This is a genomic window from Enterobacter sp. BNK-22, assembly GCF_048684805.1.
GTDB classification, from domain to species: Bacteria; Pseudomonadota; Gammaproteobacteria; order Enterobacterales; family Enterobacteriaceae; genus Enterobacter; species Enterobacter quasiroggenkampii.
Genome location: NZ_JBLQTT010000001.1, coordinates 1,626,884 through 1,652,942 on the forward strand (window position 1 = coordinate 1,626,884; position 26,059 = coordinate 1,652,942).

Genomic DNA, 26,059 nt, shown 5'->3' on the forward strand with positions numbered 1-26,059 from the left:
GGTTCAATCCCTCAATGATGCCTGGAATCGCTCTTTTAATGCCTCTACACATTTGGCGACGGTAGCGGCAATCTCCTCTTCTTCGAGTGTACGGCTGGTATCCTGAAGGATCAGGCTGATAGCCAGGCTCTTAAAGCCCTCTGCTACGCCCTTGCCGCGGTACACGTCAAATAAGTTTACGCCAACTACCTGATTTACGCCAACTTTCTTACATTCGGCCAAAATATCTGCTGCGGGCACATTTTCCGCGACCACAACCGCGATATCACGGCGGTTTGCCGGGAAGCGGGAGACGTCCTGAGCCTGAGGAATCACGCGGTCTGCCACCAGGTTCCATTCCAGCTCGAACACGATGGTACGGCCGTTCAGGTCCAGTTTACGCTCCAGCTCAGGGTGAACAACCCCAATAAAACCAATGCGTTTGCCGTCTAAATAGAGGGCAGCGCTCTGGCCTGGATGCAGGGCCGGGATGGCTTCTGCGCGGAATTCAATTTCAGATAATTTACCGGTCAGATCCAGAATCGCTTCCAGATCGCCCTTCATATCGTAGAAATCAACCGTGCCTTTTGCCAGGTCCCAGTGTTCTTCATAGCGGTTACCGCTGATGGCGCCAGCCAGCATGAGATCCTGACGGATGCCTAAATTTGCCTGATTATCCGGTACAAAGCGCAAACCGCTTTCGAAAATTCGCACGCGGTTTTGCTGGCGATTCTGGTTATAAACGATAGTGCCCAGCAGGCCCGTCCACAGGGACAGACGCATCGCGGACATTTCGCTGGAGATTGGGCTTGGCAGGATCAGCGCTTCCTGACCCGGGTGGATCAGCTGCTGCAGTTTTGGATCAACAAAGCTGTAGGTGATCACTTCCTGGTAGCCTTTGTCGTTCAGCATGGTTTTCACACGCTTCAGGGACAGGTCGGCTTCACGGTGGGTGCCCATCACCAGACCGGCCTGTACAGGCTCGTCAGGGATGTTGTTGTAGCCATAAACACGGGCCACTTCTTCCACCAGATCTTCTTCAATTTCCATGTCGAAACGCCATGATGGCGCAACGGCTTTCCACTCGTCCTGGCCTTCGGTCACTTCACAGCCCAGACGCTTCAGGATATCGGTCACCTGCGCATCGGCAACATGGTGCCCAATGAGACGATCCAGTTTGCTGCGGCGCAGAGTGATGGTCGCACGCTTCGGCAGCGTGGCTTCGTTGGTGACGTCGATCACCGGGCCCGCTTCGCCCCCGCAGATGTCGATCAGCAGGCGGGTGGCACGCTCCATTGCTTTGTACTGCAGCGCCGGGTCAACGCCACGCTCGTAGCGATGAGACGCATCGGTGTGCAGACCATGACGGCGTGCGCGACCGGTGATAGAGAGCGGGCTGAAGAACGCGCACTCCAGCAGCACGTTTTGGGTTTCGTCGTTGACGCCCGAATGCTCGCCACCGAAGATACCGCCCATTGCCAGCGCTTTGCTGTGGTCAGCAATCACCAGGGTGTCGGCGTTCAGTTTCGCTTCGCTGCCGTCCAGCAGAACCAGGGTTTCACCCTCTTTCGCCATGCGCACCACAATACCGCCTTCGATACGATCTTTATCGAACGCGTGCATTGGCTGGCCCAGCTCCAGCAGAACGTAGTTGGTCACGTCGACCACGGCGTCGATAGAGCGGATACCGCAGCGGCGCAGCTTCTCTTTCATCCACAGCGGGGTTGGCGCCTTAACGTTGATGCCTTTCACCACGCGACCGAGGTAGCGCGGGCAAGCATCCGCAGCGTCAACCTGAATAGGCAGCACGTCACTGATGGTCGCTTCAACCGGCGCAATGTCCGGCGCGTTCAGTTCGGTCTGGTTCAGCACAGCAACGTCGCGCGCCACGCCGATGATCCCTAAGCAGTCGGCACGGTTTGGCGTGACGCTGATTTCGATGGTGTTGTCATCAAGCTTCAGGTACTCACGGATATCGGTGCCGATTGGCGCATCCAGCGGCAGCTCAATGATGCCGTTGTGATCGTCGGAAATACCCAGCTCGGAGAAGGAACACAGCATGCCTTCAGACGGCTCGCCGCGCAGCTTAGCCGCTTTGATTTTGAAATCGCCCGGCAGTACCGCACCGACGGTCGCCACGGCCACTTTCAGCCCCTGACGGCAGTTTGGCGCACCGCAGACGATATCCAGCAGACGGTCACCGCCTACGTTTACTTTTGTTACGCGCAGTTTGTCCGCGTTAGGATGCTGGCCGCACTCTACCACTTCGCCGACGACCACGCCGTTGAATGCGCCGGAAACCGGCTCAACGCCGTCCACTTCCAGACCTGCCATGGTGATCTGGTTAGAAAGCGCGTCGCTGTCCAGCGTGGTGTTTACCCACTCGCGTAACCACAGTTCACTGAATTTCATTGTTCTGTCCTGCCCTTATTTAAACTGTTTGAGGAAACGCAGATCGTTTTCGAAGAATGCACGTAAGTCGGTCACGCCGTAGCGCAGCATGGTCAGACGCTCCATGCCCATACCAAAGGCAAAGCCGGAGTAAACTTCCGGATCGATACCCACGTTACGCAGTACGTTTGGATGCACCATGCCGCAGCCCAGCACTTCCAGCCATTTGCCGTTTTTGCCCATCACGTCAACTTCCGCAGACGGTTCAGTGAACGGGAAGTAGGACGGACGGAAACGAACCTGCAGATCTTCCTCAAAGAAGTTGTTCAGGAAATCGTGCAGCGTGCCCTTCAGGTTGGTGAAGCTGATGTTTTTATCAACAATCAGGCCTTCCATCTGGTGGAACATTGGGGTGTGGGTCTGATCGTAGTCGTTACGATAGACGCGGCCCGGCGCGATAATACGGATTGGCGGTGCCTGATCCTTCATGGTGCGGATCTGAACGCCGGAGGTCTGGGTACGCAGCAGACGCGTCGCGTCGAACCAGAAAGTGTCGTGGTCAGCGCGTGCCGGATGATGGCCAGGAATGTTCAGAGCATCGAAGTTGTGGTAATCATCTTCGATTTCCGGGCCAGTCGCCACGGTAAAGCCGAGCTCACCGAAGAAACTTTCAATGCGATCGATGGTACGGGTAACCGGGTGCAGACCGCCGTTCTCGATGCGGCGACCCGGCAGAGAGACGTCGATCGTCTCTGCGGCCAGACGCGCATTCAGCACCGCGCTTTCCAGCTCGGCTTTACGTGCGTTCAGCGCCTGCTGTACCTGCTCTTTGGCTTCGTTAATCACCGCCCCCGCTGCCGGGCGCTCTTCTGGCGGCAGCTCACGCAGGGTTGTCATTTGAAGGGTCAAGTGCCCTTTCTTCCCAAGATATTCGACGCGGACATTGTCTAACGCGGCAACATCTGAGGCCTGATTAATGGCGGCTGTTGCACTGGCAACCAGCTCTGCGAGATGTGACATGATTTTCCTCATTATGTCGGTGCAGACACCGATTTGGTGGAGTTATTCTCTCAAATTCAGGCACAAAAAAAGCCTCCATCGGGAGGCTTATCTGGCGCTGTTTTTCGTTTCATCTTTCACGCGCTAGCCTCCTGAAGTCAGGTGCTAAAGTAAAAGAAGAAGCGGAAAATAGCAGCATTCATGCTTGCGTTACCTTGTTGGGTAAAAACCGTTGAGACCTTATTGAAAAGCCTGCACGGGTAAATGTCAATCTTCTTACAGGGTTATATGAAAAGAGGGAGCCAGGCCCCCTCTCTCAACTGGCTTATGCCAGTGCTGCTTTCGCTTTTTCGACCAGAGCGGTGAACGCTACTTTGTCGAATACTGCGATGTCAGCCAGGATCTTACGGTCGATTTCAACAGAGGCTTTTTTCAGGCCGTTGATGAATTTGCTGTAAGAAATACCGTTCTGACGTGCTGCTGCGTTGATACGCGCAATCCACAGTTGACGGAACTGACGCTTACGCTGACGACGGTCACGGTAAGCGTACTGACCTGCTTTGATAACAGCCTGGAAGGCAACGCGGTATACGCGTGAACGCGCACCGTAGTAGCCTTTAGCTTGTTTCAAAATTTTCTTGTGACGTGCACGTGCAATTACACCACGTTTTACGCGAGCCATGTGTGCTCTCCTGTATCTATTCTAAGTTAAAAAAGTTAAACGAAACGACTTATGCGTACGGCAGGCACGCGATGACCAGGCCCAGATCGCCTTTAGAAACCATGGCTTTTGGACGCAGGTGACGTTTACGCTTGGTAGCTTTCTTAGTCAGAATGTGACGCAGGTTAGCGTGCTTGTGCTTAAAACCACCTTTACCGGTTTTTTTGAAGCGCTTAGCAGCACCGCGTACGGTCTTAATTTTTGGCATTTTAATAACTTCCACTTCGCATTGTTAAATAAACGAAACATAGGCGAACAAAACCTATGAAACCCGAAGGCTCCACAGATTTTGCTGCTTGAAGGCCTTACTGTTTCTTCTTAGGAGCGAGCACCATAATCATCTGGCGGCCTTCGATCTTCGTAGGGAAGGATTCGACTACTGCCAGTTCACTCAGATCGTCACGGACGCGGTTAAGCACTTCCATACCAATCTGTTGGTGGGCCATCTCACGACCGCGGAAACGCAGTGTGATCTTGGCCTTATCGCCATCTTCCAGAAAGCGAATCAGGCTGCGGAGTTTTACCTGATAATCGCCATCGTCGGTACCAGGACGGAATTTGATTTCCTTAACCTGGATAACTTTTTGCTTCTTCTTCTGTTCCTTAGAAGACTTACTCTTTTCATAAAGGAACTTGCCGTAGTCCATGATACGACAAACTGGCGGTTCGGCGTTAGGGCTGATTTCAACTAAATCTACTCCAGCTTCTTCAGCCTTTTCGATTGCTTCTCTCAGACTCACAATCCCCAGCTGCTCGCCTTCCAGACCTGTTAAGCGAACTTCCTGGGCGCGAATCTCGCCATTGATACGATTCGGACGTGCCGTTTGAACTCGTTTTCCGCCTTTAATACCTTATTCCTCCAGTTGTTGAAGACTGCGGCTGCGAATCTCTTGTTGCAGCTTCTCAATCACTTCACTTACGTCCAGGCTGCCCAGGTCTTTACCACGGCGGGTGCGAACGGCAACTTTGCCTGCTTCCACCTCTTTATCACCACAGACCAACATATACGGGACACGACGTAAAGTGTGCTCGCGGATTTTAAAGCCAATCTTCTCATTTCTCAAGTCTGCTTTTACGCGAATGCCCGCATTTTGTAGTTTCTGCGTCAATTCTTTAACGTAATCTGCCTGAGAATCGGTAATGTTCATCACCACCACCTGCACCGGCGCAAGCCAGGTTGGGAAGAAGCCGGCGAACTCTTCGGTCAGGATGCCGATGAAGCGCTCCAGAGAACCGAGAATGGCACGGTGAATCATTACCGGCACCTGACGCTCGTTGTCTTCGCCAACATAAGAGGCGCTTAAACGCTGCGGCAGGGAGAAGTCCAGCTGTACAGTACCGCACTGCCATGCGCGATCGAGGCAGTCATACAGGGTAAATTCAATTTTCGGACCGTAGAATGCGCCCTCGCCCAGCTGGTATTCGAACGGAATGCCGTTCTCTTCCAGCGCCACGGCGAGATCCGCTTCTGCGCGATCCCAGGTCTCATCGCTACCGATACGTTTTTCCGGACGCGTTGAGAGTTTGACCACGATCTTCTCGAAGCCAAAGGTGCTGTACATATCGTAGACCATACGGATACAGGCGTTAACTTCGTCACGGACCTGATCTTCGGTACAGAAGATATGCGCATCATCCTGCGTAAAGCCACGCACGCGCATCAGACCGTGCAGCGCACCTGATGGCTCGTTACGGTGGCAGCTACCGAACTCCGCCATACGCAGCGGCAGGTCACGGTAGGATTTCAGACCCTGGTTAAAGATCTGAACGTGTCCCGGGCAGTTCATTGGCTTGATGCAGTATTCACGGTTCTCAGACGAGGTGGTGAACATCGCATCTTTGTAGTTGTCCCAGTGGCCGGTTTTTTCCCACAGCACACGGTCCATCATGAACGGGCCTTTCACTTCCTGATACTGGTACTCTTTCAGCTTGGAGCGTACGAAAGTTTCCAGTTCACGGAAGATGGTCCAGCCGTCGTTATGCCAGAACACCATACCCGGCGCTTCTTCCTGCATGTGGTACAGGTCAAGCTGCTTACCGATTTTACGGTGGTCACGCTTCGCCGCCTCTTCCAGGCGCAGCAGGTAGGCGTTCAGGGCTTTTTTATCGGCCCACGCGGTACCATAGATACGCTGCAACATCTTGTTGTTGCTGTCGCCACGCCAGTAGGCGCCGGCGATCTTCATCAGCTTAAAGTGATGACAGAAGCGCATGTTCGGCACGTGCGGTCCACGGCACATGTCGACGTATTCTTCGTGATGGTACAAGCCAGGCTTGTCATCATGCGAAATGTTTTCGTCAAGAATCGAGACCTTATAGCTCTCGCCACGCTTCACGAAGGTTTCACGCGCTTCGTGCCAGCTGACTTTCTTCTTGATGACGTCATAGTTTGTTTCGGCGAGCTCGTGCATACGTTTTTCGAGCGCGTCGATATCTTCCTGAGTCAGGGTGTGGTCAAGGTCAACGTCGTAGTAGAAACCATTATCGATAACCGGACCGATCGCCATTTTGGTGTTTGGCCACAGCTGTTTGATGGCATGGCCTAACAGGTGCGCGCAGGAGTGACGAATGATCTCCAGACCTTCTTCATCTTTTGCGGTGATGATCGCAAGCGTCGCATCGTTTTCGATCAGATCGGAGGCATCTACCAGCTCACCGTTAACGCGGCCGGCGATAGTCGCTTTCGCGAGACCAGGACCGATGTCCAGGGCAACATCCATTGGGCTAACAGCATGGTCGAAATGGCGTTGGCTGCCATCAGGAAGAGTAATTACAGGCATTTTATATCCTTATTTGCAGTGATGCCCCACACATAAGAGCATATACAAAGAAAATAATCGTGATTTGACAATAGATTACGACACCATCTGACCAACAATCGTCAAATTGGTTCGTCATCATTCACCTGCCGGAAAATCAGACAACGCCGGATATACGGCAAGCCTTGCAATGTTAACACTAACAAAAGGGAGATTGCACCCTCTGCTGGCAGATTGATGTGCTGGCACTTTCGCATGAATTTGCAGGTCGCATGATCCCGGTGCTCGCATTTCAAAGATGCTGGGCTAATCTTGAACAGGTCTTTAAACCCAAAGGTGCATACTATGAACGTATCCAGTAGAACGGTTGTGATTTTAAACATCCTTTCCGCCACAGGTTTATTGTTGATTCTCGCCGAACGATTCCACTGGTTCTGAGCCGAACCCTGCGCTGGCATAACCCAATCGTTCCTGAGTAGGGGCATATTTCGGCCCTGTTTGGTAGACTGTGGGTATCAACGAACAAGGATTAGGTTATGCCAACAAAACGATTTGCCGTAAAACACTGGAAAATGGTGCTGGTGCTGATCGCCATCTGCGGCGCAATGCTGTTACTCCGTTGGGCGGCAATGATTTGGGGTTAGGGGCGAATACAGCTCATCAGAAGGGACATCACAAGACCAGACAGAATAAACGGGCCGACATGATCATCGGCCCGTCTTCATTACATTCTATAACCCAGTGAAACCGTGGTTCTGCGGTCGGTATGATCCGGTGCAGATTCGGGTGGTGAAGAGTTCCAGGTCACGTTGTAGGCGACTTTCAGACCAAAGTGTTCGTTAATGGCCACGTTCAGCGCCGTCTCAGAGTTCAGCGTCGTATCGTCGGCACCAAATACAGAAACACCCTGGGTAAATTTGGTGTTGTCAGTCATCTGCCAGGCATAGGTGCCGGAAGCGTAACCGAGCGGTTGGGTTTTGGTATCGCCATTGGTGTACTCGTCATAACGCACACCCGGACCGAATTCAAAACGGAGGCTGTGTACCGGACCGTTCAGGAACTGACGACCATAACCCGCGGTGAACACGTCACGCTCGCGATAACCATTGTAACGGTCGGTTAACCAGCTTGCCTGACCAAACAGGTAATCATAGTCGGTCATGTTGTAACGGCTACGTCCGCCAACCGCATATTTCTCGGAAGAACGTTCGTCATTAGCGGACGTATTGCTGGCATTACCCCACAGAGACCAGGCGGTGGTATTACCGTACCAGGTAAGCGTACTGTCCGCCGTCAGAGAAGAGCTTTTCGTGTTACCGGATTGTGCCAGGTACCCAGCGTTCAGGTTACCTTCAAACGGTTTTTTCGCGGTGGAGGGATCGTCCATGACAGTAAAAACGGAATCATCGGCGGTCGCGTTCATAGCCGCAAACACGCCACCCGCCAGCATCAGTGCAGCGGGAACTGTCTTTAAAAGCTTCATTTTATTAAGGAGTCCGTACAACAAAAAAAGAGACCACACGGTCCCGGAATCTTTCTTGAGGATCAATGACAAGGCGTCCAGAGAAAGGTAACAAATTATAAAAAGCCGCAAATAACATAGCAATGTTTTCTTATTTCATTTTTTGAATAAGAACGATCCCAAAAAGCGTTTTATTTTATATATCTCCGGTCTTACTTTTATTCAGTATTCATATTTAAAATCATACTGTTATTTACGTTGCCTTCCTGACAAATGGTGCCAGACTAAAAGGAACCCATGCTAAAAGGAGGTAATGATGGTTTCTATCTACACTCTGACGCTCTCCCCTTCCCTTGATTCCGCCACCCTGACGCCGCAGATTTACCCGGAAGGTAAATTGCGCTGTAGCGCCCCGGTCTTTGAGCCCGGCGGTGGCGGTATCAACGTGGCGCGCGCCATTACCCACCTCGGCGGCAAGGCCACGGCCATTTTTCCCGCAGGCGGTGCCACCGGCGAACACCTGGTCTCTCTGCTGGCAGATGAACAGGTTGCCGTAGAGACCGTCGAGGCGAAAGACTGGACGCGGCAAAACCTGCATGTCCACGTTGAATCCAGCGGCGAGCAGTACCGGTTTGTCATGCCGGGCGCGAAACTCACCGATGACGAGTTTCGTCAGCTTGAAGAGAAAGTACTGACCATTGAAAGCGGCGCGCTGCTGGTGGTCAGCGGCAGCCTGCCACCCGGCGTCAGCACGGAAAAATTAACCGCGCTTATTCAGGCGGCGCAGCAACGCGGTATCCGCTGCATCGTGGACAGCAGCGGCGAGGCCCTGCAGGCGGCCTTAGTGCCGGGCAATCTTGAACTGGTCAAACCCAACCAGAAAGAGTTAAGCGCGCTGGTCAACCGCGACTTGACGCAGCCTGACGATGTGCGCACCGCCGCGCAGGAGCTGGTGCGCAGCGGCAAAGCGCGGCGCGTGGTGGTTTCCCTTGGTCCGCAGGGGGCACTGGCCGTCGATGAAACGTCGTCCGTTCAGGTAGTTCCACCGCCGATGAAGAGCCAGAGCACGGTTGGCGCGGGTGACAGCATGGTGGGCGCGATGACGCTTAAGCTGGCGCAGGGCGCGTCACTGCTGGAGATGACGCGCTACGGCGTGGCGGCGGGTAGCGCCGCTACCATCAACCAGGGCACGCGTCTCTGTTCGCTGGCCGATACGCAAAAAATTGTCGATTATCTGTCCCGAAATTAACCCCTGTTCCCCTTCATCCTTATGGAGGGGAATGTCATCACCGAGTCGCCAAACGCAAACTATCGACTATGCTAAGAAAACTTCCATGATAACAATGAGGTGAATTATGAGCAGTGGTGACATCACCCGCTACGTCGTAACCGTCAACCTTCATAAAGCATCGCTGACCGAGCTGAATGAGCTCAACAACGCCTTCACCCGGGCTAATTTTCTCCTCACGCTCACGGATGACGAGGGCAATATTCATGATTTAGGCACCCTGGCATTTGGTCTGATCGGTGCCCTGAATAAAGAAGAGGTTCATGCGCTGGCCGCCAGTCTGGTGGAAAGTGTGACCGACAAGCCAGCCGAAATTGACGTCGACACCTGGGAAAACTGGCAGAAAAAAGAACAATAAGTGCCCTGTATGAAATTAAACCGCTCAGGTGTGCGTTAGTTCGTATTTTTTTACCGCAATAATGCGCTAACTTTATGATCTGGCAGACAACATGGGAGAGTCAACATGTGGCAGGCTATCAGTCATCTTTTAAGTGAGCAGCTGGGTGAAGGTGAAATTGAACTGCGTAACGAACTGCCAGGCGGAGAGATCCACGCCGCGTGGCATTTACGCTACGCAGGGCGCGATCTCTTCGTAAAATGCGATGAACGTGAACTGCTTCCGATATTTACCGCCGAAGCCGATCAGCTTGAACTGTTGTCGCGCAGTAAAACGGTGACGGTCCCGCAGGTGCTGGCCGTCGGTAGCGACCGCGATTACAGTTTTCTGGTCATGGAATATCTCCCCGCCCGTCCGCTGGATGCCCATAACGCTTTCATTCTTGGCCAGCAGCTAGCGCGCCTCCATCAGTGGAGCGACCAGCCGCAGTTTGGTCTCGATTTTGACAATGACCTCTCCACCACGCCACAGCCCAACGCCTGGCAGCGCCGCTGGTCGACCTTTTTTGCCGAGCAGCGCATTGGCTGGCAGCTTGAGCTTGCCGCCGAGAAAGGGCTGGAATTTGGCAATATAGACGCCATCGTCGAGCACGTGCAGCAGCGTCTGGCCTCCCACCAGCCTCAGGCGTCTCTGCTCCACGGTGATTTGTGGTCCGATAACTGCGCGCTGGGGCCCAACGGCCCCTATATCTTCGACCCGGCCTGCTACTGGGGTGACCGAGAGTGTGACCTTGCCATGCTGCCGCTGCACCCAGAACAACCGCCGCAGATATATGACGGGTATCAGTCAGTTTCGCCCCTGCCGCCCGGCTTCCTCGACCGTCAACCGGTGTACCAGCTTTATACGCTGATGAACCGCGCCATACTTTTTGGTGGGGAACACCTGGTTAACGCACAGCGGGCGCTAGAGCGCATGCTTGCCGCCTGAGACGCGAACGGGTGGCCTTGCCGCCACCCGTATCGGTTACAGAAAACCGAGCAGTGAGAAGAAGAAGTATCCTGCCACAATGATAATCACGGGAAGGATATAGAGCGGGAAGATTTGCAGGAAAATAGTGTGGCGCGGCACAACAATGCGGGATTCAATCTGCTCCCGGCTCATGCCTTCCGGGCCTTTGGCCTGCTCCAGAATGAGCTGGTCCTCAACGCCCTCGCGTAAGAAGCGCGTCTGACGGCTCATTCGTGCGCCAGAGGCCTGCAGCGCCAACGCAACAAAGATCAGGGCGTATATCACCCAAAAGCCGATATTCAGCTGATGCTGAAAATCCGGGGTCGGTGAGTTAAACCAGAAGACATTCAAGAATGGCGTATTAAAACGCATCATCTCAATCATCACATGCGCAAAATCAAGCATAACCGCATTGATACCCGGCTGTTTTTCGCTGTGATCGTACATAAATTTGAGTACAGAAATCAGCGTAGAAATGACGGCAGGAATAAAAATCACCCAGCCAGCAATACGTTTTAAGACCGCAATGCGTCCAGCTTGTTGATACGTCATCAGTTCCTCTTCATAAAGACGCGTTATTTGTGCCTAAGTCTACCTGCTGGTCATCAATTTCGCCCGCTCTTTAAAAGCAATATGCTAAATTGCAGAGTGTGCTTAGCACTTATCGTCTGTCGAACACCCTGGATAAGGAGACGTTGTGATGTCGACACCGCGCCAAATTCTTGCCGCAATTTTTGACATGGATGGATTACTGATCGATTCCGAACCGTTGTGGGATCGCGCTGAACTGGACGTCATGGCCAGCCTGGGCGTGGATATCAGCCGCCGTAATGAACTTCCCGATACGCTGGGCCTGCGCATCGATATGGTGGTTGACCTGTGGTATGCCCAACAGCCGTGGGCTGGACCGGGTCGTGATGAAGTGACCGCGCGCATTATCAGCCGCGCCATTTCGCTGGTAGAAGAGAGCAAGCCGCTGCTGCCCGGCGTACGTGAGGCAGTCGCGCTGTGTAAAGCCCAGGGGCTGAAGGTCGGCCTGGCCTCGGCGTCACCGCTGCATATGCTGGAAAAAGTGCTCATCATGTTTGAACTGCGCGACAGTTTCGACGCGCTGGCCTCCGCTGAGAAATTGCCTTACAGCAAGCCGCACCCGCAGGTCTATCTGGACTGTGCCGCTAAGCTCGGCCTGGATCCCCTCAACTGCGTTGCGCTGGAAGATTCCGTTAACGGCATGGTGGCCTCTAAAGCCGCGCGGATGCGCTCCATTGTGGTGCCTGCGGAAGAAGGCCGCCACGATCCCCGGTTCGCGCTTGCCGATGTGAAGCTACATTCACTGGCAGAACTGACGGCGCGCCATCTGCAGGGCAGTTAACGCCCTCCTCCGGTTTGTGACAAACAGTTACACCGTCACCTCTTCCGCCTACTGTATAAAAACCCTATACTGTATGAATTGACAGTTTTGTGGGTTTTATCATGACGGCGGAAGGCCACCTGCTTTTTTCTATCGCGTGCGCAGTATTTGCCAAAAACGCTGAACTCACCCCCGTGCTTGCACAGGGGGACTGGTGGCATATCGTCCCTTCCGCCGTATTGACCTGTCTGCTGCCCGACATCGACCACCCCAAGTCGTTCCTCGGACAGCGCCTGAAGTGGGTATCGAAACCCATCGCCCGCGCGTTCGGCCACCGGGGGTTTACGCACAGCCTGCTGGCCGTGTTTGGCCTGCTGACGCTTTTCTATTTAAAAGTGCCCGAAAGCTGGATCGTCCCCGGTGATGCCATTCAGGGGATGGTGCTGGGATATTTAAGCCATATTCTGGCCGATATGCTGACGCCCGCGGGCGTACCGCTGCTGTGGCCCTGCCGCTGGCGCTTCCGTTTTCCCATCCTCGCACCGCAGAAAGGGAACCAGCTGGAGCGCGTCTTGTGCATGGCGCTGTTTGCTTACGCCGTCTGGATGCCGCAAACGTTGCCCGAAAACAGTGCAGTCCGCTGGTCTTCCCAGATGATTAATTCGCTGCAATTTCAGTTCAATCGCTTTATTCATCACCAGATTGAACAGTAAACCAACAAAATTATCCCATTTGTCATAACCCATTCCATTTGGATATAAGCGCTACATCACACTTCTGCTAACCTTCCGCCAACAGGATCGGTAAAAACCGACCCGATAATAAATCAGGAGAACGGGATGAATTTTCCACTCATCGCGAACGTCGTTGTGTTCGCTGTATTGCTATTGCTTCTCGCGCAGGCGCGCCACAAACAGTGGAGCCTGGCGAAAAAGGTGCTGGTTGGTCTGGCCATGGGTGTCGTATTTGGTCTGGCATTACAGGCAATTTATGGCTCCGATAATCCAGTTCTGAAAGATTCCATTCAGTGGTTCAACATTGTCGGTAACGGCTATGTCCAGCTGCTGCAGATGATCGTTATGCCGCTGGTGTTTGCTTCTATTCTGAGCGCCGTTGCCCGCCTGCACAACGCGACCCAGTTGGGAAAAATCAGTTTCCTGACCATCGGCACGCTGCTGTTCACCACGCTGATTGCCGCGCTGGTGGGTGTGCTGGTCACTAACCTGTTTGGCCTGACCGCAGAAGGTCTGGTTCAGGGTACCGCTGAAACGGCGCGTCTGACCGCGATTCAGACCAACTACGTTGGGAAAGTGGCTGACCTGACCGTGCCGCAGATGGTGCTCTCCTTCATTCCGAAGAACCCGTTTGCTGACCTGACCGGTGCGAGCCCAACCTCGATCATCAGCGTGGTTATTTTCGCCGCGTTCCTGGGCGTAGCGGCGCTGAAGTTGCTGAAAGACGATGCGCCAAAAGGCGAACGCGTGCTGACCGCAATTGACACCCTGCAAAGCTGGGTGATGAAGCTGGTCCGTCTGGTCATGCAGCTCACCCCTTACGGCGTGCTGGCACTGATGACCAAAGTGGTTGCCGGCTCTAACCTGCAGGACATCATTAAGCTGGGCAGCTTCGTTGTTGCCTCTTATCTGGGCCTGGGCATTATGTTCGTGGTGCACGGCATCCTGCTGGGCGTGAACGGCGTCAGCCCGCTGAAGTACTTCCGTAAGGTCTGGCCGGTACTGACCTTTGCCTTCACCAGTCGTTCCAGCGCCGCGTCTATCCCGCTGAACGTTGAAGCGCAAACCCGTCGTCTGGGCGTGCCTGAATCTATCGCCAGCTTCTCTGCCTCCTTTGGTGCCACCATCGGTCAGAACGGCTGTGCGGGTCTGTACCCGGCGATGCTGGCGGTAATGGTTGCTCCTACAGTCGGCATCAACCCGCTGGATCCGGTCTGGATCGCCACGCTGGTCGGGATTGTCACCGTAAGCTCCGCAGGCGTTGCGGGTGTTGGCGGCGGCGCAACCTTCGCCGCGCTGATTGTGCTGCCTGCGCTGGGTCTGCCCGTGACGCTGGTCGCCCTGCTGATCTCCGTTGAGCCACTGATCGATATGGGTCGTACCGCGCTGAACGTGAGCGGCTCCATGACCGCCGGTACGCTGACCAGCCAGTGGCTGAAGCAGACCGACAAAGCGATTCTGGAAAGTGAAGACGACGCCGAGCTGGCGCACCGCTAAACACGTTAGAAATAAAAAAACCGCCTGATGGCGGTTTTTTTATGGCTGTTATTCTTCAACCTCTTCATCCTGGCGGATCTGCATCGCCCACCGCTGTGCGGACTCCGGCACCGTAAAGGTGGGAGAGCGACGGAAATGCTCGCCGACCAGCACAAAGGCCACGTATTTCCCCCGTAACTGCCACACATCGCGAAAGCCCTCCACTTTCAGGGCATGGTCTGGCGGCGCGGGCTCAACGCGGGGCACATAGCTAATAACCTGGCGGTTTTGTTGACGAAGAGGTTTCATAAGCAACGGATTCACTAAAGCAAATTCTTGAAGCAGGAAAATTCTATGATAGCCGATCCTGCTGCCTTCCGTCGCGCTCCGAGTGGGTGAGATGGCTCCTTTCGCTAATCACGGCATATGAAAACTCTTAGTTCGCGAACCATGTCGCGACATTGTTCTATCCTTAATAGGGTTTTTAGCAATGGATAAAGGAGAAGCGTGCAATGTCGAACAAAGATAAAACACATCAATCACCCATTCATGGCACTGAAGAATCTCAACCGGGTATGGACTCTCTCGCCCCCGCTGACGGCTCTCACCGCCCCTCCCCTGGCCCCTCCGCACCGGGCGAACAGCCTACCGCACCAGGAAGCATGAAATCGCCGGACACGAGAAACGAGAAGCTGAAATCTCTTGAACCACACCGAAAAGGCGGTGAAGGTTTCGCGCTCACGACCAATCAGGGCGTACGCATTGCTGACGATCAAAACTCCCTTCGCGCAGGCACGCGCGGGCCGACCCTGCTGGAAGACTTTATCCTGCGGGAAAAAATCACCCATTTTGACCACGAACGGATACCAGAACGCATCGTCCACGCGCGCGGTTCCGCTGCGCACGGCTACTTTCAGCCCTACAAGAGCCTGAAAGCGATCACCAAAGCGGATTTCCTCTCCGACCCGGATAAAATCACCCCGGTGTTTGTGCGTTTCTCCACCGTGCAGGGCGGCGCGGGGTCAGCAGATACCGTCCGGGATATCCGCGGCTTTGCCACCAAGTTTTATACCGAAGAGGGTATTTTCGATCTGGTCGGCAATAACACGCCGGTGTTTTTCATTCAGGATGCGCATAAATTTCCTGACTTTGTCCATGCGGTAAAACCGGAGCCCCACTGGGCCATACCGCAGGGACAAAGTGCGCACGACACCTTCTGGGACTATGTTTCCCTGCAGCCTGAAACCTTACACAACGTGATGTGGGCGATGTCAGACCGCGGCATTCCGCGCAGCTACCGCACCATGGAAGGGTTTGGTATCCATACCTTCCGTCTGATCAATGCCGAGGGGAAAGCCACGTTTGTCCGCTTCCACTGGAAGCCTGTCGCGGGTAAAGCCTCGCTGGTGTGGGACGAGGCGCAGAAGCTGACCGGGCGCGATCCGGACTTCCATCGCCGCGAGCTGTGGGAATCCATTGAAGCGGGCGACTTCCCGGAATACGAGCTTGGCCTGCAGCTCATACCGGAAGAGGACGAATTTAAGTTCGATTTCGACCTTCTGGACCCGACGAAGCTGATCCCGGAAGAGCTGGTGCCGGTGCAGCTGGTGGGTAAAATGGTGCTTAACCGTAACCCGGATAACTTCTTTGCCGAAAACGAGCAGGCCGCGTTCCACCCGGGGCATATCGTGCCGGGGCTGGACTTCACCAACGATCCGCTCCTGCAGGGACGCCTGTTCTCCTATACCGATACGCAGATTAGCCGACTCGGCGGGCCGAACTTCCACGAAATTCCGATTAACCGCCCAACCTGCCCGTATCACAACTTCCAGCGCGACGGGATGCACCGTCAGGATATTGATACCAACCCGGCAAACTATGAGCCGAACTCCATCAACGATAACTGGCCGCGTGAAACGCCTCCCGGACCGAAACGCGGTGGATTCGAATCGTATCAGGAGCGTATCGATGGCAATAAAATTCGCGAGCGCAGCCCCTCGTTCGGTGAGTATTACGCCCACCCTCGCCTGTTCTGGAACAGCCAAACGCCGATTGAGCAACAGCACATCATCGGCGGCTTCAGCTTCGAGCTGAGCAAAGTGGTGCGCACCTACATCCGCGAGCGCGTGGTTGATCAGCTGGCGCATATTGATGTTCAGCTTGCCCAGAGTGTCGCGGACAACCTGGGCATTACGCTGACCGACGAGCAGCGTAACCTTGCTCCGCCGAAAGAGGTTAACGGCGTGAAGAAAGATCCGTCGCTGAGCCTGTATGCGGTGCCGGGCGGCTCGATTAAAGGCCGTGTGGTCGCCATTCTGCTGAACGATAAAACCCGCGCCAGCGACGTGCTGGGGATTATGCAGGCGCTGAAAACCCAGGGCGTGCATGCCAAACTGCTCTATTCCCGCATGGGTGAAGTGACGGCCAACGATGGTTCTGTGCTGCCGGTCGCGGCGACCTTTGCCGGTGCGCCATCACTGACCGTCGATGCGGTGATCGTGCCGTGCGGGGATATTGCCAGCCTGCTGACCAACGGCGACGCCGTCTATTATCTGCTGGAAGCCTATAAGCACCTGAAGCCGATCGCGCTGTCCGGCGACGCGCGGCAGTTCAAAGCGCAGCTGAAGGTGGCCGATCAGGGTGAGGACGGGATTGTCGAGGGAGATAACGTTGACGATGCCTTTATGACGAAGCTGTTTGATTTGCTCGCCGCGCACCGCGTCTGGTCGCGAAGCAGCAAGATCGATCAGATTCCGGCGTAAAAAAAGCCGGGTGGCGCTCGCGCTTACCCGGCCTACATTCGATTGGTTTTGTAGGCCCGGTAAGGCGAAGCCGCCACCGGGCTTTATCTCAAAGATCCCCAAACGTCCCCAACCGATACCCGCGCTCGGCAATGGCGTATTTCAACGACGGCGACGTCAGCACATCCAGCTCCGCCAGACGCGGCCAGCAGTAGGCGCTTTTACGCACGGTGTTATCGACAAAGGCAGGATGTGCCATGACCTCCAGCGACCGTTCACCCCGCGCGGCGGAATCATCCAGCACCTTCAGGAACAGCGCGTCGTCGATCTCGTCGCCGTAAAACGCGCTGCTGAACCCCTCAGTGGTGGTGACAGCACAGTCCGGCAATCCGTGCACCTCGCGATCCACGCGCATCGCCACGCCTTTGCGCTGTGCAAACCCGGCGACAAGCGGGAAAATCGCCGGGATCATATGCACGTGGTGATGGCTGTCGATATGCGTCGGCGTCTGACCAAACACATCAACGAAGCGGTTGAACTGACAGTCCAGCTCGCGGGCAATCTCTTCGAGCGGCAGAGCCCCCTGCTCCGCCAGTTCCCAAATCCATTTACCCAACTGGCCATCGCGCGTCAGGCCCGGCATTGGCGAAAGCGGCATCCCGAGCGTCAGCACAAAATGCATGCCGACGCCCAGCTCCGGCACTTCGCGGCTCAGCTGCGCCGCGTGTTCAACCGCCTCACCATTGACCAGCGCCGTTGTAGAGGTCACAACCCCCCGGCGACAGGCTTCAATAATGCCGTAGTTCTGGCCTTTAGAGAGGCCAAAATCATCAGCATTAACGATCAGCAGGTTTTCCATTGTGCGTCCTCTTATTGCTGTTTGAACTTCAGCTTCTCGATCGTGGCGGCAAAGTTCGGCAACCATTTTTCATGCGCCAGGATCATCTCGCTGGCCAGCTGCTCCGCGTCGCGGTCAGAATGCACCAGCGGGCTGAGATTCAGGGCCAGCAGCACGTCATTGAGCTCACCGCTCAGCGCCGCGTTGCTTGCCGCCACTTCAAAGCCTTTGATGGTGTGGATCAGCCCCATGACCTTGTCATCGAAGTGGGTGATGCGTGGATGCGGTTTAGCCCCCTCGCGTCCCAGGATGCAGGTCATTTCGACGGCCCAGTCAGCTGGAATATTGTCGACATGGCCGTGGTGCGGCACGTTGACATAGTGCTCCGCCTGCTTGTCGTTGTAGATGGCGTTGATCACTTCACACGCCGCATCGGAGTAGTAGGCCCCGCCGCGCTGCTCCAGCTCTTTCGGTTTGACGTTCAGGTTCGGGTCTTTATACAAATCGAACAGCTGCTTCTCAACCTTCTGAACGATCTGCGCACGTGCGCCGCCCTTATAATACTCGCCCATTTCGATGGCCAGCATCTCTTTCTGCTTGAAGTAGTAAAGCAGGTACGAGCAAGGCAGCAGATTCAACGAGCGGATCAGCCCTTCGCTGAACGGCAGGTCAAAGATGTTTTTCACCGATGCCGCCGTCAGACGACCGGAGGCCACGCCGTCGAGGAGCTCGGCAAAGCGCGATTTTCCGTTCACGATGACATCTTTAATAAACACCATGTGGTTCAGGCCGAACAGATCGATGGAGAGATCGTCGCTGTCGGTCAGCGCCAGCACGTCGCGGATAAACATCTTCATGCCAATCGGAATGTTGCAGACGCCGATAAAACGTTTGAAGCCGGTATGACGATAGACCGCTTCAGTGACCATGCCGGCCGGGTTGGTGAAGTTAATGACCCACGCGTTCGGGCAGATCTCCTGTACGTCTTTGACGATGTCGAAAATGACCGGGATAGTACGCAGGCCTTTAAACAGGCCGCCCGCGCCGTTAGTCTCCTGCCCCAGATACCCGTGGCTCAGCGGAATACGCTCGTCCAGCTCACGCGCCTTCAGCTGGCCGACGCGCAGCTGGGTGGTGACGAAATCCGCATCTTTCAGCGCCAGACGACGATCGAGGGTTTTATGCACGGTCAGAGGCACGCCCGCTTTTTCCACCATGCGCTTGCACAGATCGAAAATAATATTCAGCTTCTCCTGACCTTCCTCAACGTCCACCAGCCATAATTCGCTGACCGGTAATTCATGATAACGTTTCAGGAAACCTTCAAGTAATTCCGGGGTATAGCTGCTGCCGCCACCAATGGTTACGACTTTTAATTTCTTCTGCATAATATCTCCCTTAGCGTATCAGGTTAATCGCCTGCAAGGTATAGCGTGCTCTTCCCGCTATTTGGGCAAGCCATTAAAGCAATATTCGTGGCGGGTAATCCGCCGAAAGTTAATTAATTACCGTCAAATTTTTCCGGTAACTGTTCGGTGTGAATGACGTCAATTTCTTAAAGGTTTTAATAAACAGGCTGGGACTGCTGTATCCTGACTCGTAAGCAATATCGGTGACAGAATAGTTGGTAATTTCCAGCTGTTTTTTAGCAAAATTAATGCGGATTTCATTAATAATTTGCACGGGCGTTTTACGATAATAACGCTGCGTCGCACGGGTAAGATATTCCTGGGATTTCCCCGACAGGGAGACCATATTTTCCAGCGCATTTTCGCTGAACTGGCCTTTGTCGTGCATCAGCTCAACGGTGCTGCGTAGCCATTGCGGAATATCATCCGTCACCTGCTGCTCTTCGCGATGATGACGCAGCCGGTTCATCACGTAGAAGGTCACCGTTTCAATAAACTCATCAAATTCATTGTCGCGGAAGTTAAGCGAGGCGATCACCGTTTCAATCCAGGTCATGAACTCGTTTTTGACCCGATAGACCTGAGAGGCCACAAAGCAGAACGGCACCAGCGGCAGATAGTGCTTCTCGAAGAAACGTCTGCTGACGCCCACATTAAGAATGCGGGTGGCACCAAATTCGTAAAAGCTCTGGTGATAAGACCCCATCGGCAGGAAGACGAAATCCCCTCGTTCAAGCAGGACGCGCTTACCGTTGATCTCCTGATAATAGCGACCGGTCAGAACAATCGTGAACTCGTAGTAGTCATGCTGATGCAGACCACTGGCGCTCTCCGTCTTGTTGTAGATAACCACGTGAAAATTTTTGCCATTAAACAACTGCTGTTCAAGTGCGGTTTTAATTTCCATCGTGCTAACCTCCTGCTACTCAGTCTGACTTACTGCATCTTCTCGTGAAGCTCAATGAGCTCCGCCACCAGCTCACGTGCCAGCATCGAGGTCATCAGGTGATCCTGCGCGTGAACCAGTACCAGGCTGACCTTCATCTTCCCTTCGCCCTGATCGCTTTCAATCAGCTTTGTCTGCACCAGGTGCGCTTCGTTCAGCGCCGTGCGGGACTGTTCCATCATGGTTTTCGCCGCGGCGAAATCCCCCTGCTTGGCCTGCTTCAGTGCGGCATAGGCCAGGCTGCGGGCCTGCCCGGAGTTGATGATAAGCCCCATCACCACTTCTTCCAGATCGTTCTCGGCGGCGTCGTCTGCGACAATACTATCCAAATCTAACATGTTTAAGCTCCTTGTGGCTGGCGCGGGTTTCCCCGCGCCGTCAATCTTAGAATTTCAGTGAGAGGGCAATATCCTCTTCGCTCTCTTCTTCATCAATGATGGTGGCGGCTTTGTTCGCAATCGCCACGAATGGCATGTACAGCAGGGTGGCAATCCCGAGGTTGAATATCGCCAGCAGGAAGGCCGCGACGCTGCCGTTGGTGTTGAAGAAGGCACCCAGGCCCGCCGGCATGGTCCACGGTGCAATGTTGGTGACCGGTGGAATGATGCCCATGTAGTACGCCGTCAGGGTGATAGCGGCCAGCAGCGGCTGAATCAGGATGAACGGAATGAACATGACCGGGTTCATGATGATTGGCAGACCGAACAGGATCGGTTCGTTAATCTGGAAGATGCCTGATGGCAGCGCTAGCTTCGCGACCTGACGATAGTCAGCACGACGAGAGACAATAAAGACCGCGATGATCAGACCCAAGGTCGCCCCGGTACCGCCCAGGAAGATATAGGAGTCAAGCATCGGCTTCGCCCACACATGGAAGGTTTTACCCGCTGCCAGCGCCGCGTCAACGGAGCCGTACTGCTGATAAAGTGCAACGTTTTCCAGTGCCCATGGGGTCATAATTCCGCTGTCCAGCGCGGCCAGTGCCAGTGAACCATGCACGCCAAAGAACCACAGCAGAGAGGTGAAAATCACATACGCCCAACCGACCACGCCACCCATCGACGCCAGCGGCGTAGAGATAGAGTCCATGATGATCTGGTGGAAGTTTGTGCCCCAGTGAGAGAGCGCCCAGGCAATAATCCCCATGATGGAGAGAATAATGAAGCCTGGAATCAACGCGGAAAATGAACGGGATACAGAAGCCGGTACGCTATCCGGCAGGCGAATCACCCAGTTTCGACGGATGATAAAGGTGAACATCTCTGCCACCACCAGGCCGATAACAATACCGGAGATGATGTTAGCCCCACCCAGCCAGTTGGCGCCAACGGCATAGGCTTCACCCACGCTGTAAGGCGTGACGGTCATAAAGGCGGCGACGGATAATAACCCGGCGGCCAGCGGATCGACCTTACGCTCTTCTGCCAGCGCCATCCCAATAAAGAAAGGCGCCATCAGCGACATAATTCCCAACGTACCGTTATAGACGTTGCCGCCGATGGCTTTAAAACCATTAAGGGTTTCAATAGTGGAAGCGTCTAACCGAATTCCTAATGAATAAAAGAAGGAACCTTCACCAAAGCTCAGAAAAACGTTGTTAATTAAAACGAACATGGCCCCGGCCAGCGTCAACGGCATTAATTTAATAAAGCCGTTTTTGATGGCATTAACGTGAGGCTGCTTTCCTATTTTAACAGCAAAAGGAAGGAGTACCTTTTCAAGTGAAGCGATGACTTTACTCATAGGAAAATACCCTTAAATGCCGTAACGCATGTTACGGCGTATTGTGTGTGAAATAACTCTTTGACGGGAAAAATAAAAATTAATTAGCAGCTTTTTTAATGGCTGCCACAGCAGCTTTAAGAACACCTAAACCATCAATCTTGCCGTACAGCCCCGAGTCGATCACTTCGACCGGTTTATTAGGTAACAGCCGTTGAATTTCGGGCAACATATAGGCAATTTGCGGTCCCAGTAAAACAACATCGGCTGTCTGACCTTTTTCGCCCGCCAGCGTCTCGGGAACGCTTCGATCACCACAGGGACTTCATACTTTTCAGCCTGCGCACGCATCTTTGAGACCAGAAGCGAGGTTGACATGCCCGCTGAGCAGAACAGGTAGATATGTTTCTTTTCCATCGTGATTTCCCTCTTGTATGACTACCTGCCATCGCGCTATCACTCGACTCGCTGTCCCGGCAGACAGGTAGTTTGCGTACTGTTGTTTATCGTTGGAGTGAGTATACGCAATGGTACAGACAGGGGATAATTCTGAATAGACTACAATTGTCTCTCATTGACCTGGCTTGTTGACTACCCTCACATTTCGGGCAAATAATTCGCGAAAAGAAATAAGATTTTCTGATTCATAAAAAAACCGGCCCCGGGGCCGGTTTGTTAACATCCTCAGGCAAGCAGGGTGACTACGCCTTAGGTGCCTGCGGATCGGTGTCGTATTCAGCACAGGTCTGATAGCCGGAGTTGATCACATGACCGGTATCATCCAGGGCGACAAAGTAGGTTTCTGCCTTACCATCACGTTGACCCAGGATATAGGTCTGGCAGGTCCCTTTCGCATGAATCATGGTGACTTCAGAAGAAGGTTTACCGGCAATCGCAGCCACCTGCGAACGGGTCATCCCCTTTTTAACGTCTTTTACTACGGGCTGCGTAAACTGATCCTTGGTGCGATCGTAAGCCGTACACCCTGCCAGCATAGTCAGTACCGCCGCTGCGCTAAGAATTCCTGCTACGTTCTTGTTCATATTCCGTCCTCTTGTTTATCAGCGTGTTATCTAAGCATGGGATAAAAAGTACTATTGTTCAACTTTGTGCGTTACGCCAGACGAATTTCGGAAAATTCTAATAAAACAACGATAAGCTGCTAAATCGGCGCAAAATAGCGCACTCGAAACTGTGATCCTTGTCGTTTCTCGCCCAAAGGGTTAGTTTTAACAGTTAACACATTCTGTTTATGGAGAGCGTGATGACTCTGCAACAAGAGATTATCCAGGCGCTGGGCGCGAAGCCTGCGGTAGATGCACATGAAGAGATCCGCCGCAGCGTGGATTTTTTAAAAGCGTATTTAAAGAAGAACTCTTTCCTGAAATCTCTGGTGCTGGGCATCAGCGGCGGCCAGGATTCAACGCTGACCGGCAAGCTCTGCCAGATGGCCATTTCAGAGCTTCGCGAAGAGACGGGCGATGAGACGCTGCAGTTTATCGCTGTGCGCCTTCCTTACGGCGTACAGGCAGACGAGCAGGATTGCCAGGACGCCATTGCCTTCATTCAGCCTGACCGCGTGCTGACCGTGAATATTAAAGGCTCGGTGCTGGCAAGCGAGCAGGCGTTACGCGAAGCGGGCATTGAGCTGAGCGATTTCGTTCGCGGCAATGAAAAGGCACGCGAGCGCATGAAAGCGCAGTACAGCATCGCCGGGATGACCAAAGGCGTCGTGGTCGGCACCGACCATGCGGCCGAAGCGATCACCGGCTTCTTCACCAAATATGGCGACGGCGGCACCGACATTAACCCGATCTTCCGCCTGAACAAACGTCAGGGCAAGCAGCTGCTTGCCGCGCTGGGCTGTCCTGAGCATCTGTATAAGAAAGCGCCGACAGCTGACCTTGAAGACGATCGCCCTTCCCTGCCGGATGAAGCGGCCCTTGGCGTCACCTACGACAACATTGATGATTATCTGGAAGGCAAAAAGCTGGATGAAGGCACCGCGAAGATCATCGAAGGCTGGTATCTGAAAACCGAGCACAAGCGTCGCCCACCGATTACGGTGTTTGACGACTTCTGGAAATAAAGGCAAAACGGTAACCCCGTTTTGTAGGCCGGGTAAGGCGTCGCCGCCACCCGGCTCTTTTTTAACCACCACACTCCTGCTACACTGTATACCTGAACAGTATATGGAGCAGTATGTGAGCAGGCGTCAATCCGCCCCGCGTCTTGAGTTTGAAGCGGCGGCTATCTACGAATATCCCGAGCACCTTCGCCCCTGGCTTGAAGCATTGCCTAAACAGCCGGGCGTGTACATCTTTCACGGCGAAAGCGACACCCTGCCGCTCTACATCGGCAAGAGCGTTAACATTCGCAGTCGGGTATTATCCCATCTGCGTACGCCGGACGAGGCCGCCATGCTGCGCCAGTCGCGACGCATTACCTGGTTCCAGACGGCGGGAGAAATGGGCGCGCTGTTGCTGGAGGCGCGGTTGATAAAAGAACAACAGCCGCTTTTCAACAAGCGCCTGCGCCGCAACCGTCAGCTCTGCTCCCTGCAGATCAACGAAGGCAAGCCACAGGTCGTCTACGCGCGCGACGTCGATTTTTCTCATGCCCCGAATCTCTACGGACTGTTCGCCAATAAACGTGCCGCACTTCAGGCGCTGCAGACGCTGGCGGACGAGCTCCAGCTTTGCTACAGCCTTTTGGGCCTGGAGGCGACCACGCGCGGACGCGCCTGTTTTCGATCCGCGCTGAAGCGCTGTGCCGGTGCCTGCTGTGGGAAAGAGAGCGTTGAGGCGCACCACGAACGGCTCCTCTCCGGTCTGGGGGCCATCAGCGTGAAGTGCTGGCCCTGGGAAAGCGCCGTTGCGCTCAAAGAAGTGGGTGACGCGATGACCCAGTACCACATCGTCAATAACTGGCTCTGGCTGGGCGCTGTCGACGATATCAACGACGCGGCAACCCTGCTGCGCACGCCCGCCGGATTTGACCACGATGGCTACAAAATTCTCTGTAAACCTGTGCTGGCCGGTAAGTTTGAGATCATTGAACTCAATGGCCTGGCAGCCACGTGATTTCGCTGAACAATAAGGTACCCTGAGCCTCCAGCAGACGCAGCGTATGGGTACCTTCCTCCCAGCTGGCGCCCTGATCGGCCGTCAGCAATTTATCACCCAGTTGCCACGCCCCGCTTAACACAAACACCACGCCCCCGCGTGTGCCAAAGGTGGTAAAGGTACGGTCAGCCACGCGCACCTTCGCCCGGCAGCAGTCGCGACGGGTCATGATGTTGAAGTCCATCGCCATCCGCCCATCGGACAGCAGCGCTTTCACCGGCAGGTCGCCGGCAAAACTATAGGGCTGATGGTGCTTCAGGGTATGGAAGAACGCCTGACCGGCATCCAGCGTCACCTCCCCACCTTCCAGCAAGGTAATCACCCGATCGACGCCGGGGAAAGAGGAGAATTCGCCGTTGCTGGCGATAGTCGCGATACTGGCACGCCAGTGAAAATCACGCGTCGCGGGAGGGAAACAACAAATCTCACGCGTTTCACCCGCACCATTGCGCCACAGGCTGACCGGCATTTTACGGATATCAAAGAACTCCATCACCACTCCTGAATGGCACAACCCGTGCCAGGGCAAGGATATTGCTATCGTTGCTGTCTTGTTTGTTATCGTTAGGTATTCACAGACACAGTATCGGCAGCAGAGCGGGCAGGCCTTAGCGGAACGTTAATAAAAATGCTAACGCCATGACTCTACAAACATTCTCTGATGCGACTACAGGAGCATACCGCGCTGGCGGCGGCAGACAAGAGGGCAGGAAAGAAAAACCGCCGGTCCTGTCCACAGCGTTTTCGCTTTTGTGGACAGGATCCCGGCGGTC

General features: G+C 54.3%; 28 protein-coding genes, 1 pseudogene and 1 other annotated feature. Of the genes and pseudogenes, 11 read left to right on the top strand and 18 right to left on the bottom strand.

What is annotated here, in order from left to right; genetic code table 11:
• Window positions 1-3: 3 nt before the first annotated feature.
• From pheT to thrS, 7 genes are all read right to left on the bottom strand, one after another.
• Entirely contained in the window at window positions 4-2,391 is a 2,388-nt protein-coding gene (gene pheT, locus ACMGGE_RS07550) for a phenylalanine--tRNA ligase subunit beta (RefSeq protein ID WP_045910263.1), read from the bottom strand.
• A gap of 15 nt (window positions 2,392-2,406) precedes the next feature.
• Window positions 2,407-3,390, bottom strand: coding sequence for a phenylalanine--tRNA ligase subunit alpha (gene pheS / locus ACMGGE_RS07555; protein ID WP_021241084.1), 984 nt, complete (start codon window positions 3,388-3,390; stop codon window positions 2,407-2,409).
• 62 nt (window positions 3,391-3,452) lie between these two features.
• Window positions 3,453-3,577, bottom strand: a sequence feature (Phe leader region).
• A complete protein-coding gene (pheM, locus tag ACMGGE_RS07560) occupies window positions 3,528-3,572 on the bottom strand; it encodes a pheST operon leader peptide PheM (RefSeq protein ID WP_001386830.1) in 45 nt (14 codons plus the stop codon). (Overlaps the previous feature by 45 nt.)
• Before the next feature lie 117 nt (window positions 3,578-3,694).
• Entirely contained in the window at window positions 3,695-4,051 is a 357-nt protein-coding gene (gene rplT, locus ACMGGE_RS07565; RefSeq protein WP_000124850.1) for a 50S ribosomal protein L20, read from the bottom strand.
• Window positions 4,052-4,100: 49 nt separating this feature from the next.
• Window positions 4,101-4,298, bottom strand: a complete 198-nt coding sequence (gene rpmI, locus ACMGGE_RS07570) for a 50S ribosomal protein L35 (RefSeq protein ID WP_001124225.1) — start codon at window positions 4,296-4,298, stop codon at window positions 4,101-4,103.
• 97 nt (window positions 4,299-4,395) lie between these two features.
• The gene (infC, locus tag ACMGGE_RS07575) at window positions 4,396-4,938 is read right to left on the bottom strand and encodes a translation initiation factor IF-3 (protein ID WP_023616141.1); all 543 of its coding nucleotides are present in this window, start codon (window positions 4,936-4,938) and stop codon (window positions 4,396-4,398) included.
• A 3-nt stretch (window positions 4,939-4,941) separates the two neighbouring features.
• Complete coding sequence (gene thrS, locus ACMGGE_RS07580; protein ID WP_025757343.1) at window positions 4,942-6,870, bottom strand: threonine--tRNA ligase; 1,929 nt, start codon at window positions 6,868-6,870, stop codon at window positions 4,942-4,944.
• Between the two features lie 324 nt (window positions 6,871-7,194).
• Between thrS and yncL the strand changes: the two genes are divergently transcribed.
• Together yncL and yniD are read left to right on the top strand one after the other, a co-directional pair.
• The gene (yncL, locus tag ACMGGE_RS07585) at window positions 7,195-7,287 is read left to right on the top strand and encodes a stress response membrane protein YncL (protein ID WP_021241082.1); all 93 of its coding nucleotides are present in this window, start codon (window positions 7,195-7,197) and stop codon (window positions 7,285-7,287) included.
• A gap of 98 nt (window positions 7,288-7,385) precedes the next feature.
• On the top strand, window positions 7,386-7,493 hold the full coding sequence (gene yniD / locus ACMGGE_RS07590) for a small membrane protein YniD (RefSeq protein WP_008500658.1): 108 nt from the start codon (window positions 7,386-7,388) through the stop codon (window positions 7,491-7,493).
• An 80-nt stretch (window positions 7,494-7,573) separates the two neighbouring features.
• On the opposite strand, the gene ACMGGE_RS07595 is transcribed toward yniD, so the two are convergent.
• A complete protein-coding gene (locus ACMGGE_RS07595; RefSeq protein WP_069719417.1) occupies window positions 7,574-8,332 on the bottom strand; it encodes a DUF481 domain-containing protein in 759 nt (252 codons plus the stop codon).
• 295 nt (window positions 8,333-8,627) lie between these two features.
• Here ACMGGE_RS07595 and pfkB point away from each other — a divergent pair, with 295 nt between their 5' ends.
• The 3 genes from pfkB (at window position 8,628) to ACMGGE_RS07610 (ending at window position 10,923) form a co-directional block, all read left to right on the top strand.
• A complete protein-coding gene (gene pfkB, locus ACMGGE_RS07600) occupies window positions 8,628-9,560 on the top strand; it encodes a 6-phosphofructokinase II (RefSeq protein ID WP_045336121.1) in 933 nt (310 codons plus the stop codon).
• Between the two features lie 106 nt (window positions 9,561-9,666).
• The gene (gene ghoS / locus ACMGGE_RS07605) at window positions 9,667-9,957 is read left to right on the top strand and encodes a type V toxin-antitoxin system endoribonuclease antitoxin GhoS (RefSeq protein ID WP_111966870.1); all 291 of its coding nucleotides are present in this window, start codon (window positions 9,667-9,669) and stop codon (window positions 9,955-9,957) included.
• Between the two features lie 105 nt (window positions 9,958-10,062).
• Complete coding sequence (locus ACMGGE_RS07610) at window positions 10,063-10,923, top strand: fructosamine kinase family protein (protein WP_008500662.1); 861 nt, start codon at window positions 10,063-10,065, stop codon at window positions 10,921-10,923.
• Between the two features lie 36 nt (window positions 10,924-10,959).
• On the opposite strand, the gene ACMGGE_RS07615 is transcribed toward ACMGGE_RS07610, so the two are convergent.
• Window positions 10,960-11,496: a YniB family protein gene (locus ACMGGE_RS07615; protein ID WP_008500663.1), complete on the bottom strand. Its 537-nt coding sequence runs from the start codon at window positions 11,494-11,496 to the stop codon at window positions 10,960-10,962.
• A gap of 148 nt (window positions 11,497-11,644) precedes the next feature.
• Here ACMGGE_RS07615 and hxpB point away from each other — a divergent pair, with 148 nt between their 5' ends.
• From hxpB to ACMGGE_RS07630, 3 genes are all read left to right on the top strand, one after another.
• Window positions 11,645-12,316, top strand: coding sequence for a hexitol phosphatase HxpB (gene hxpB / locus ACMGGE_RS07620; protein WP_420293604.1), 672 nt, complete (start codon window positions 11,645-11,647; stop codon window positions 12,314-12,316).
• Window positions 12,317-12,417: 101 nt separating this feature from the next.
• The gene (locus tag ACMGGE_RS07625; RefSeq protein WP_032644865.1) at window positions 12,418-13,008 is read left to right on the top strand and encodes a metal-dependent hydrolase; all 591 of its coding nucleotides are present in this window, start codon (window positions 12,418-12,420) and stop codon (window positions 13,006-13,008) included.
• Between the two features lie 126 nt (window positions 13,009-13,134).
• Window positions 13,135-14,526, top strand: coding sequence for an L-cystine transporter (locus tag ACMGGE_RS07630; protein ID WP_045336125.1), 1,392 nt, complete (start codon window positions 13,135-13,137; stop codon window positions 14,524-14,526).
• A gap of 48 nt (window positions 14,527-14,574) precedes the next feature.
• On the opposite strand, the gene cedA is transcribed toward ACMGGE_RS07630, so the two are convergent.
• The gene (gene cedA, locus ACMGGE_RS07635) at window positions 14,575-14,850 is read right to left on the bottom strand and encodes a cell division activator CedA (RefSeq protein ID WP_258526576.1); all 276 of its coding nucleotides are present in this window, start codon (window positions 14,848-14,850) and stop codon (window positions 14,575-14,577) included.
• 167 nt (window positions 14,851-15,017) lie between these two features.
• Between cedA and katE the strand changes: the two genes are divergently transcribed.
• A complete protein-coding gene (katE, locus tag ACMGGE_RS07640; protein WP_420293605.1) occupies window positions 15,018-17,267 on the top strand; it encodes a catalase HPII in 2,250 nt (749 codons plus the stop codon).
• Between the two features lie 88 nt (window positions 17,268-17,355).
• On the opposite strand, the gene chbG is transcribed toward katE, so the two are convergent.
• The 7 genes and pseudogenes from chbG to osmE all read right to left on the bottom strand — a co-directional run bounded on the left by chbG (window position 17,356) and on the right by osmE (window position 23,204).
• The gene (chbG, locus tag ACMGGE_RS07645) at window positions 17,356-18,105 is read right to left on the bottom strand and encodes a chitin disaccharide deacetylase (RefSeq protein WP_235404109.1); all 750 of its coding nucleotides are present in this window, start codon (window positions 18,103-18,105) and stop codon (window positions 17,356-17,358) included.
• Between the two features lie 11 nt (window positions 18,106-18,116).
• Window positions 18,117-19,472: a 6-phospho-beta-glucosidase gene (locus ACMGGE_RS07650; protein ID WP_045910256.1), complete on the bottom strand. Its 1,356-nt coding sequence runs from the start codon at window positions 19,470-19,472 to the stop codon at window positions 18,117-18,119.
• 109 nt (window positions 19,473-19,581) lie between these two features.
• Window positions 19,582-20,400 (bottom strand): transcriptional regulator ChbR, encoded by an 819-nt coding sequence (gene chbR / locus ACMGGE_RS07655; RefSeq protein WP_029740446.1) that lies wholly within the window; start codon window positions 20,398-20,400, stop codon window positions 19,582-19,584.
• Between the two features lie 29 nt (window positions 20,401-20,429).
• Complete coding sequence (gene chbA / locus ACMGGE_RS07660; RefSeq protein WP_032639846.1) at window positions 20,430-20,777, bottom strand: PTS N,N'-diacetylchitobiose transporter subunit IIA; 348 nt, start codon at window positions 20,775-20,777, stop codon at window positions 20,430-20,432.
• A 46-nt stretch (window positions 20,778-20,823) separates the two neighbouring features.
• Entirely contained in the window at window positions 20,824-22,182 is a 1,359-nt protein-coding gene (gene chbC / locus ACMGGE_RS07665; protein WP_023311283.1) for a PTS N,N'-diacetylchitobiose transporter subunit IIC, read from the bottom strand.
• Window positions 22,183-22,261: 79 nt separating this feature from the next.
• Window positions 22,262-22,578, bottom strand: a pseudogene (gene chbB / locus ACMGGE_RS07670) (PTS N,N'-diacetylchitobiose transporter subunit IIB).
• Between the two features lie 284 nt (window positions 22,579-22,862).
• Window positions 22,863-23,204, bottom strand: a complete 342-nt coding sequence (gene osmE / locus ACMGGE_RS07675; protein WP_008500677.1) for an osmotically-inducible lipoprotein OsmE — start codon at window positions 23,202-23,204, stop codon at window positions 22,863-22,865.
• A gap of 221 nt (window positions 23,205-23,425) precedes the next feature.
• Here osmE and nadE point away from each other — a divergent pair, with 221 nt between their 5' ends.
• Window positions 23,426-24,250 carry an ammonia-dependent NAD(+) synthetase gene (gene nadE, locus ACMGGE_RS07680; RefSeq protein ID WP_032651538.1) on the top strand — a complete coding sequence of 275 codons (825 nt, stop codon included), beginning with the start codon at window positions 23,426-23,428 and terminating at the stop codon, window positions 24,248-24,250.
• 103 nt (window positions 24,251-24,353) lie between these two features.
• A complete protein-coding gene (gene cho / locus ACMGGE_RS07685) occupies window positions 24,354-25,244 on the top strand; it encodes an excinuclease Cho (RefSeq protein ID WP_198925569.1) in 891 nt (296 codons plus the stop codon).
• On the opposite strand, the gene ves is transcribed toward cho, so the two are convergent.
• A complete protein-coding gene (gene ves / locus ACMGGE_RS07690; RefSeq protein ID WP_021241069.1) occupies window positions 25,222-25,779 on the bottom strand; it encodes an environmental stress-induced protein Ves in 558 nt (185 codons plus the stop codon). The two genes, cho and ves, sit on opposite strands and share 23 nt — an antisense overlap.
• Window positions 25,780-26,059: the final 280 nt, after the last annotated feature.

Excerpts from the sequence above, each read along its gene's own strand:
- chbG (WP_235404109.1), bottom strand. The coding sequence starts at position 18,105 with ATGGAAAACCTGCTGATCGTTAATGCTGATGATTTTGGCCTCTCTAAA.
- yncL (WP_021241082.1), top strand. The coding sequence starts at position 7,195 with ATGAACGTATCCAGTAGAACGGTTGTGATTTTAAACATCCTTTCCGCC.
- yniD (WP_008500658.1), top strand. The coding sequence starts at position 7,386 with ATGCCAACAAAACGATTTGCCGTAAAACACTGGAAAATGGTGCTGGTG.
- ACMGGE_RS07650 (WP_045910256.1), bottom strand. The coding sequence starts at position 19,472 with ATGCAGAAGAAATTAAAAGTCGTAACCATTGGTGGCGGCAGCAGCTAT.
- pfkB (WP_045336121.1), top strand. The coding sequence starts at position 8,628 with ATGGTTTCTATCTACACTCTGACGCTCTCCCCTTCCCTTGATTCCGCC.
- ACMGGE_RS07630 (WP_045336125.1), top strand. The coding sequence starts at position 13,135 with ATGAATTTTCCACTCATCGCGAACGTCGTTGTGTTCGCTGTATTGCTA.
- ghoS (WP_111966870.1), top strand. The coding sequence starts at position 9,667 with ATGAGCAGTGGTGACATCACCCGCTACGTCGTAACCGTCAACCTTCAT.
- ves (WP_021241069.1), bottom strand. The coding sequence starts at position 25,779 with ATGGAGTTCTTTGATATCCGTAAAATGCCGGTCAGCCTGTGGCGCAAT.
- chbA (WP_032639846.1), bottom strand. The coding sequence starts at position 20,777 with ATGTTAGATTTGGATAGTATTGTCGCAGACGACGCCGCCGAGAACGAT.
- hxpB (WP_420293604.1), top strand. The coding sequence starts at position 11,645 with ATGTCGACACCGCGCCAAATTCTTGCCGCAATTTTTGACATGGATGGA.
- rplT (WP_000124850.1), bottom strand. The coding sequence starts at position 4,051 with ATGGCTCGCGTAAAACGTGGTGTAATTGCACGTGCACGTCACAAGAAA.
- katE (WP_420293605.1), top strand. The coding sequence starts at position 15,018 with ATGTCGAACAAAGATAAAACACATCAATCACCCATTCATGGCACTGAA.
- ACMGGE_RS07625 (WP_032644865.1), top strand. The coding sequence starts at position 12,418 with ATGACGGCGGAAGGCCACCTGCTTTTTTCTATCGCGTGCGCAGTATTT.
- nadE (WP_032651538.1), top strand. The coding sequence starts at position 23,426 with ATGACTCTGCAACAAGAGATTATCCAGGCGCTGGGCGCGAAGCCTGCG.
- osmE (WP_008500677.1), bottom strand. The coding sequence starts at position 23,204 with ATGAACAAGAACGTAGCAGGAATTCTTAGCGCAGCGGCGGTACTGACT.
- ACMGGE_RS07595 (WP_069719417.1), bottom strand. The coding sequence starts at position 8,332 with ATGAAGCTTTTAAAGACAGTTCCCGCTGCACTGATGCTGGCGGGTGGC.
- chbC (WP_023311283.1), bottom strand. The coding sequence starts at position 22,182 with ATGAGTAAAGTCATCGCTTCACTTGAAAAGGTACTCCTTCCTTTTGCT.
- pheS (WP_021241084.1), bottom strand. The coding sequence starts at position 3,390 with ATGTCACATCTCGCAGAGCTGGTTGCCAGTGCAACAGCCGCCATTAAT.
- chbR (WP_029740446.1), bottom strand. The coding sequence starts at position 20,400 with ATGGAAATTAAAACCGCACTTGAACAGCAGTTGTTTAATGGCAAAAAT.
- pheT (WP_045910263.1), bottom strand. The coding sequence starts at position 2,391 with ATGAAATTCAGTGAACTGTGGTTACGCGAGTGGGTAAACACCACGCTG.
- rpmI (WP_001124225.1), bottom strand. The coding sequence starts at position 4,298 with ATGCCAAAAATTAAGACCGTACGCGGTGCTGCTAAGCGCTTCAAAAAA.
- thrS (WP_025757343.1), bottom strand. The coding sequence starts at position 6,870 with ATGCCTGTAATTACTCTTCCTGATGGCAGCCAACGCCATTTCGACCAT.
- cho (WP_198925569.1), top strand. The coding sequence starts at position 24,354 with ATGGAGCAGTATGTGAGCAGGCGTCAATCCGCCCCGCGTCTTGAGTTT.
- ACMGGE_RS07615 (WP_008500663.1), bottom strand. The coding sequence starts at position 11,496 with ATGACGTATCAACAAGCTGGACGCATTGCGGTCTTAAAACGTATTGCT.
- ACMGGE_RS07610 (WP_008500662.1), top strand. The coding sequence starts at position 10,063 with ATGTGGCAGGCTATCAGTCATCTTTTAAGTGAGCAGCTGGGTGAAGGT.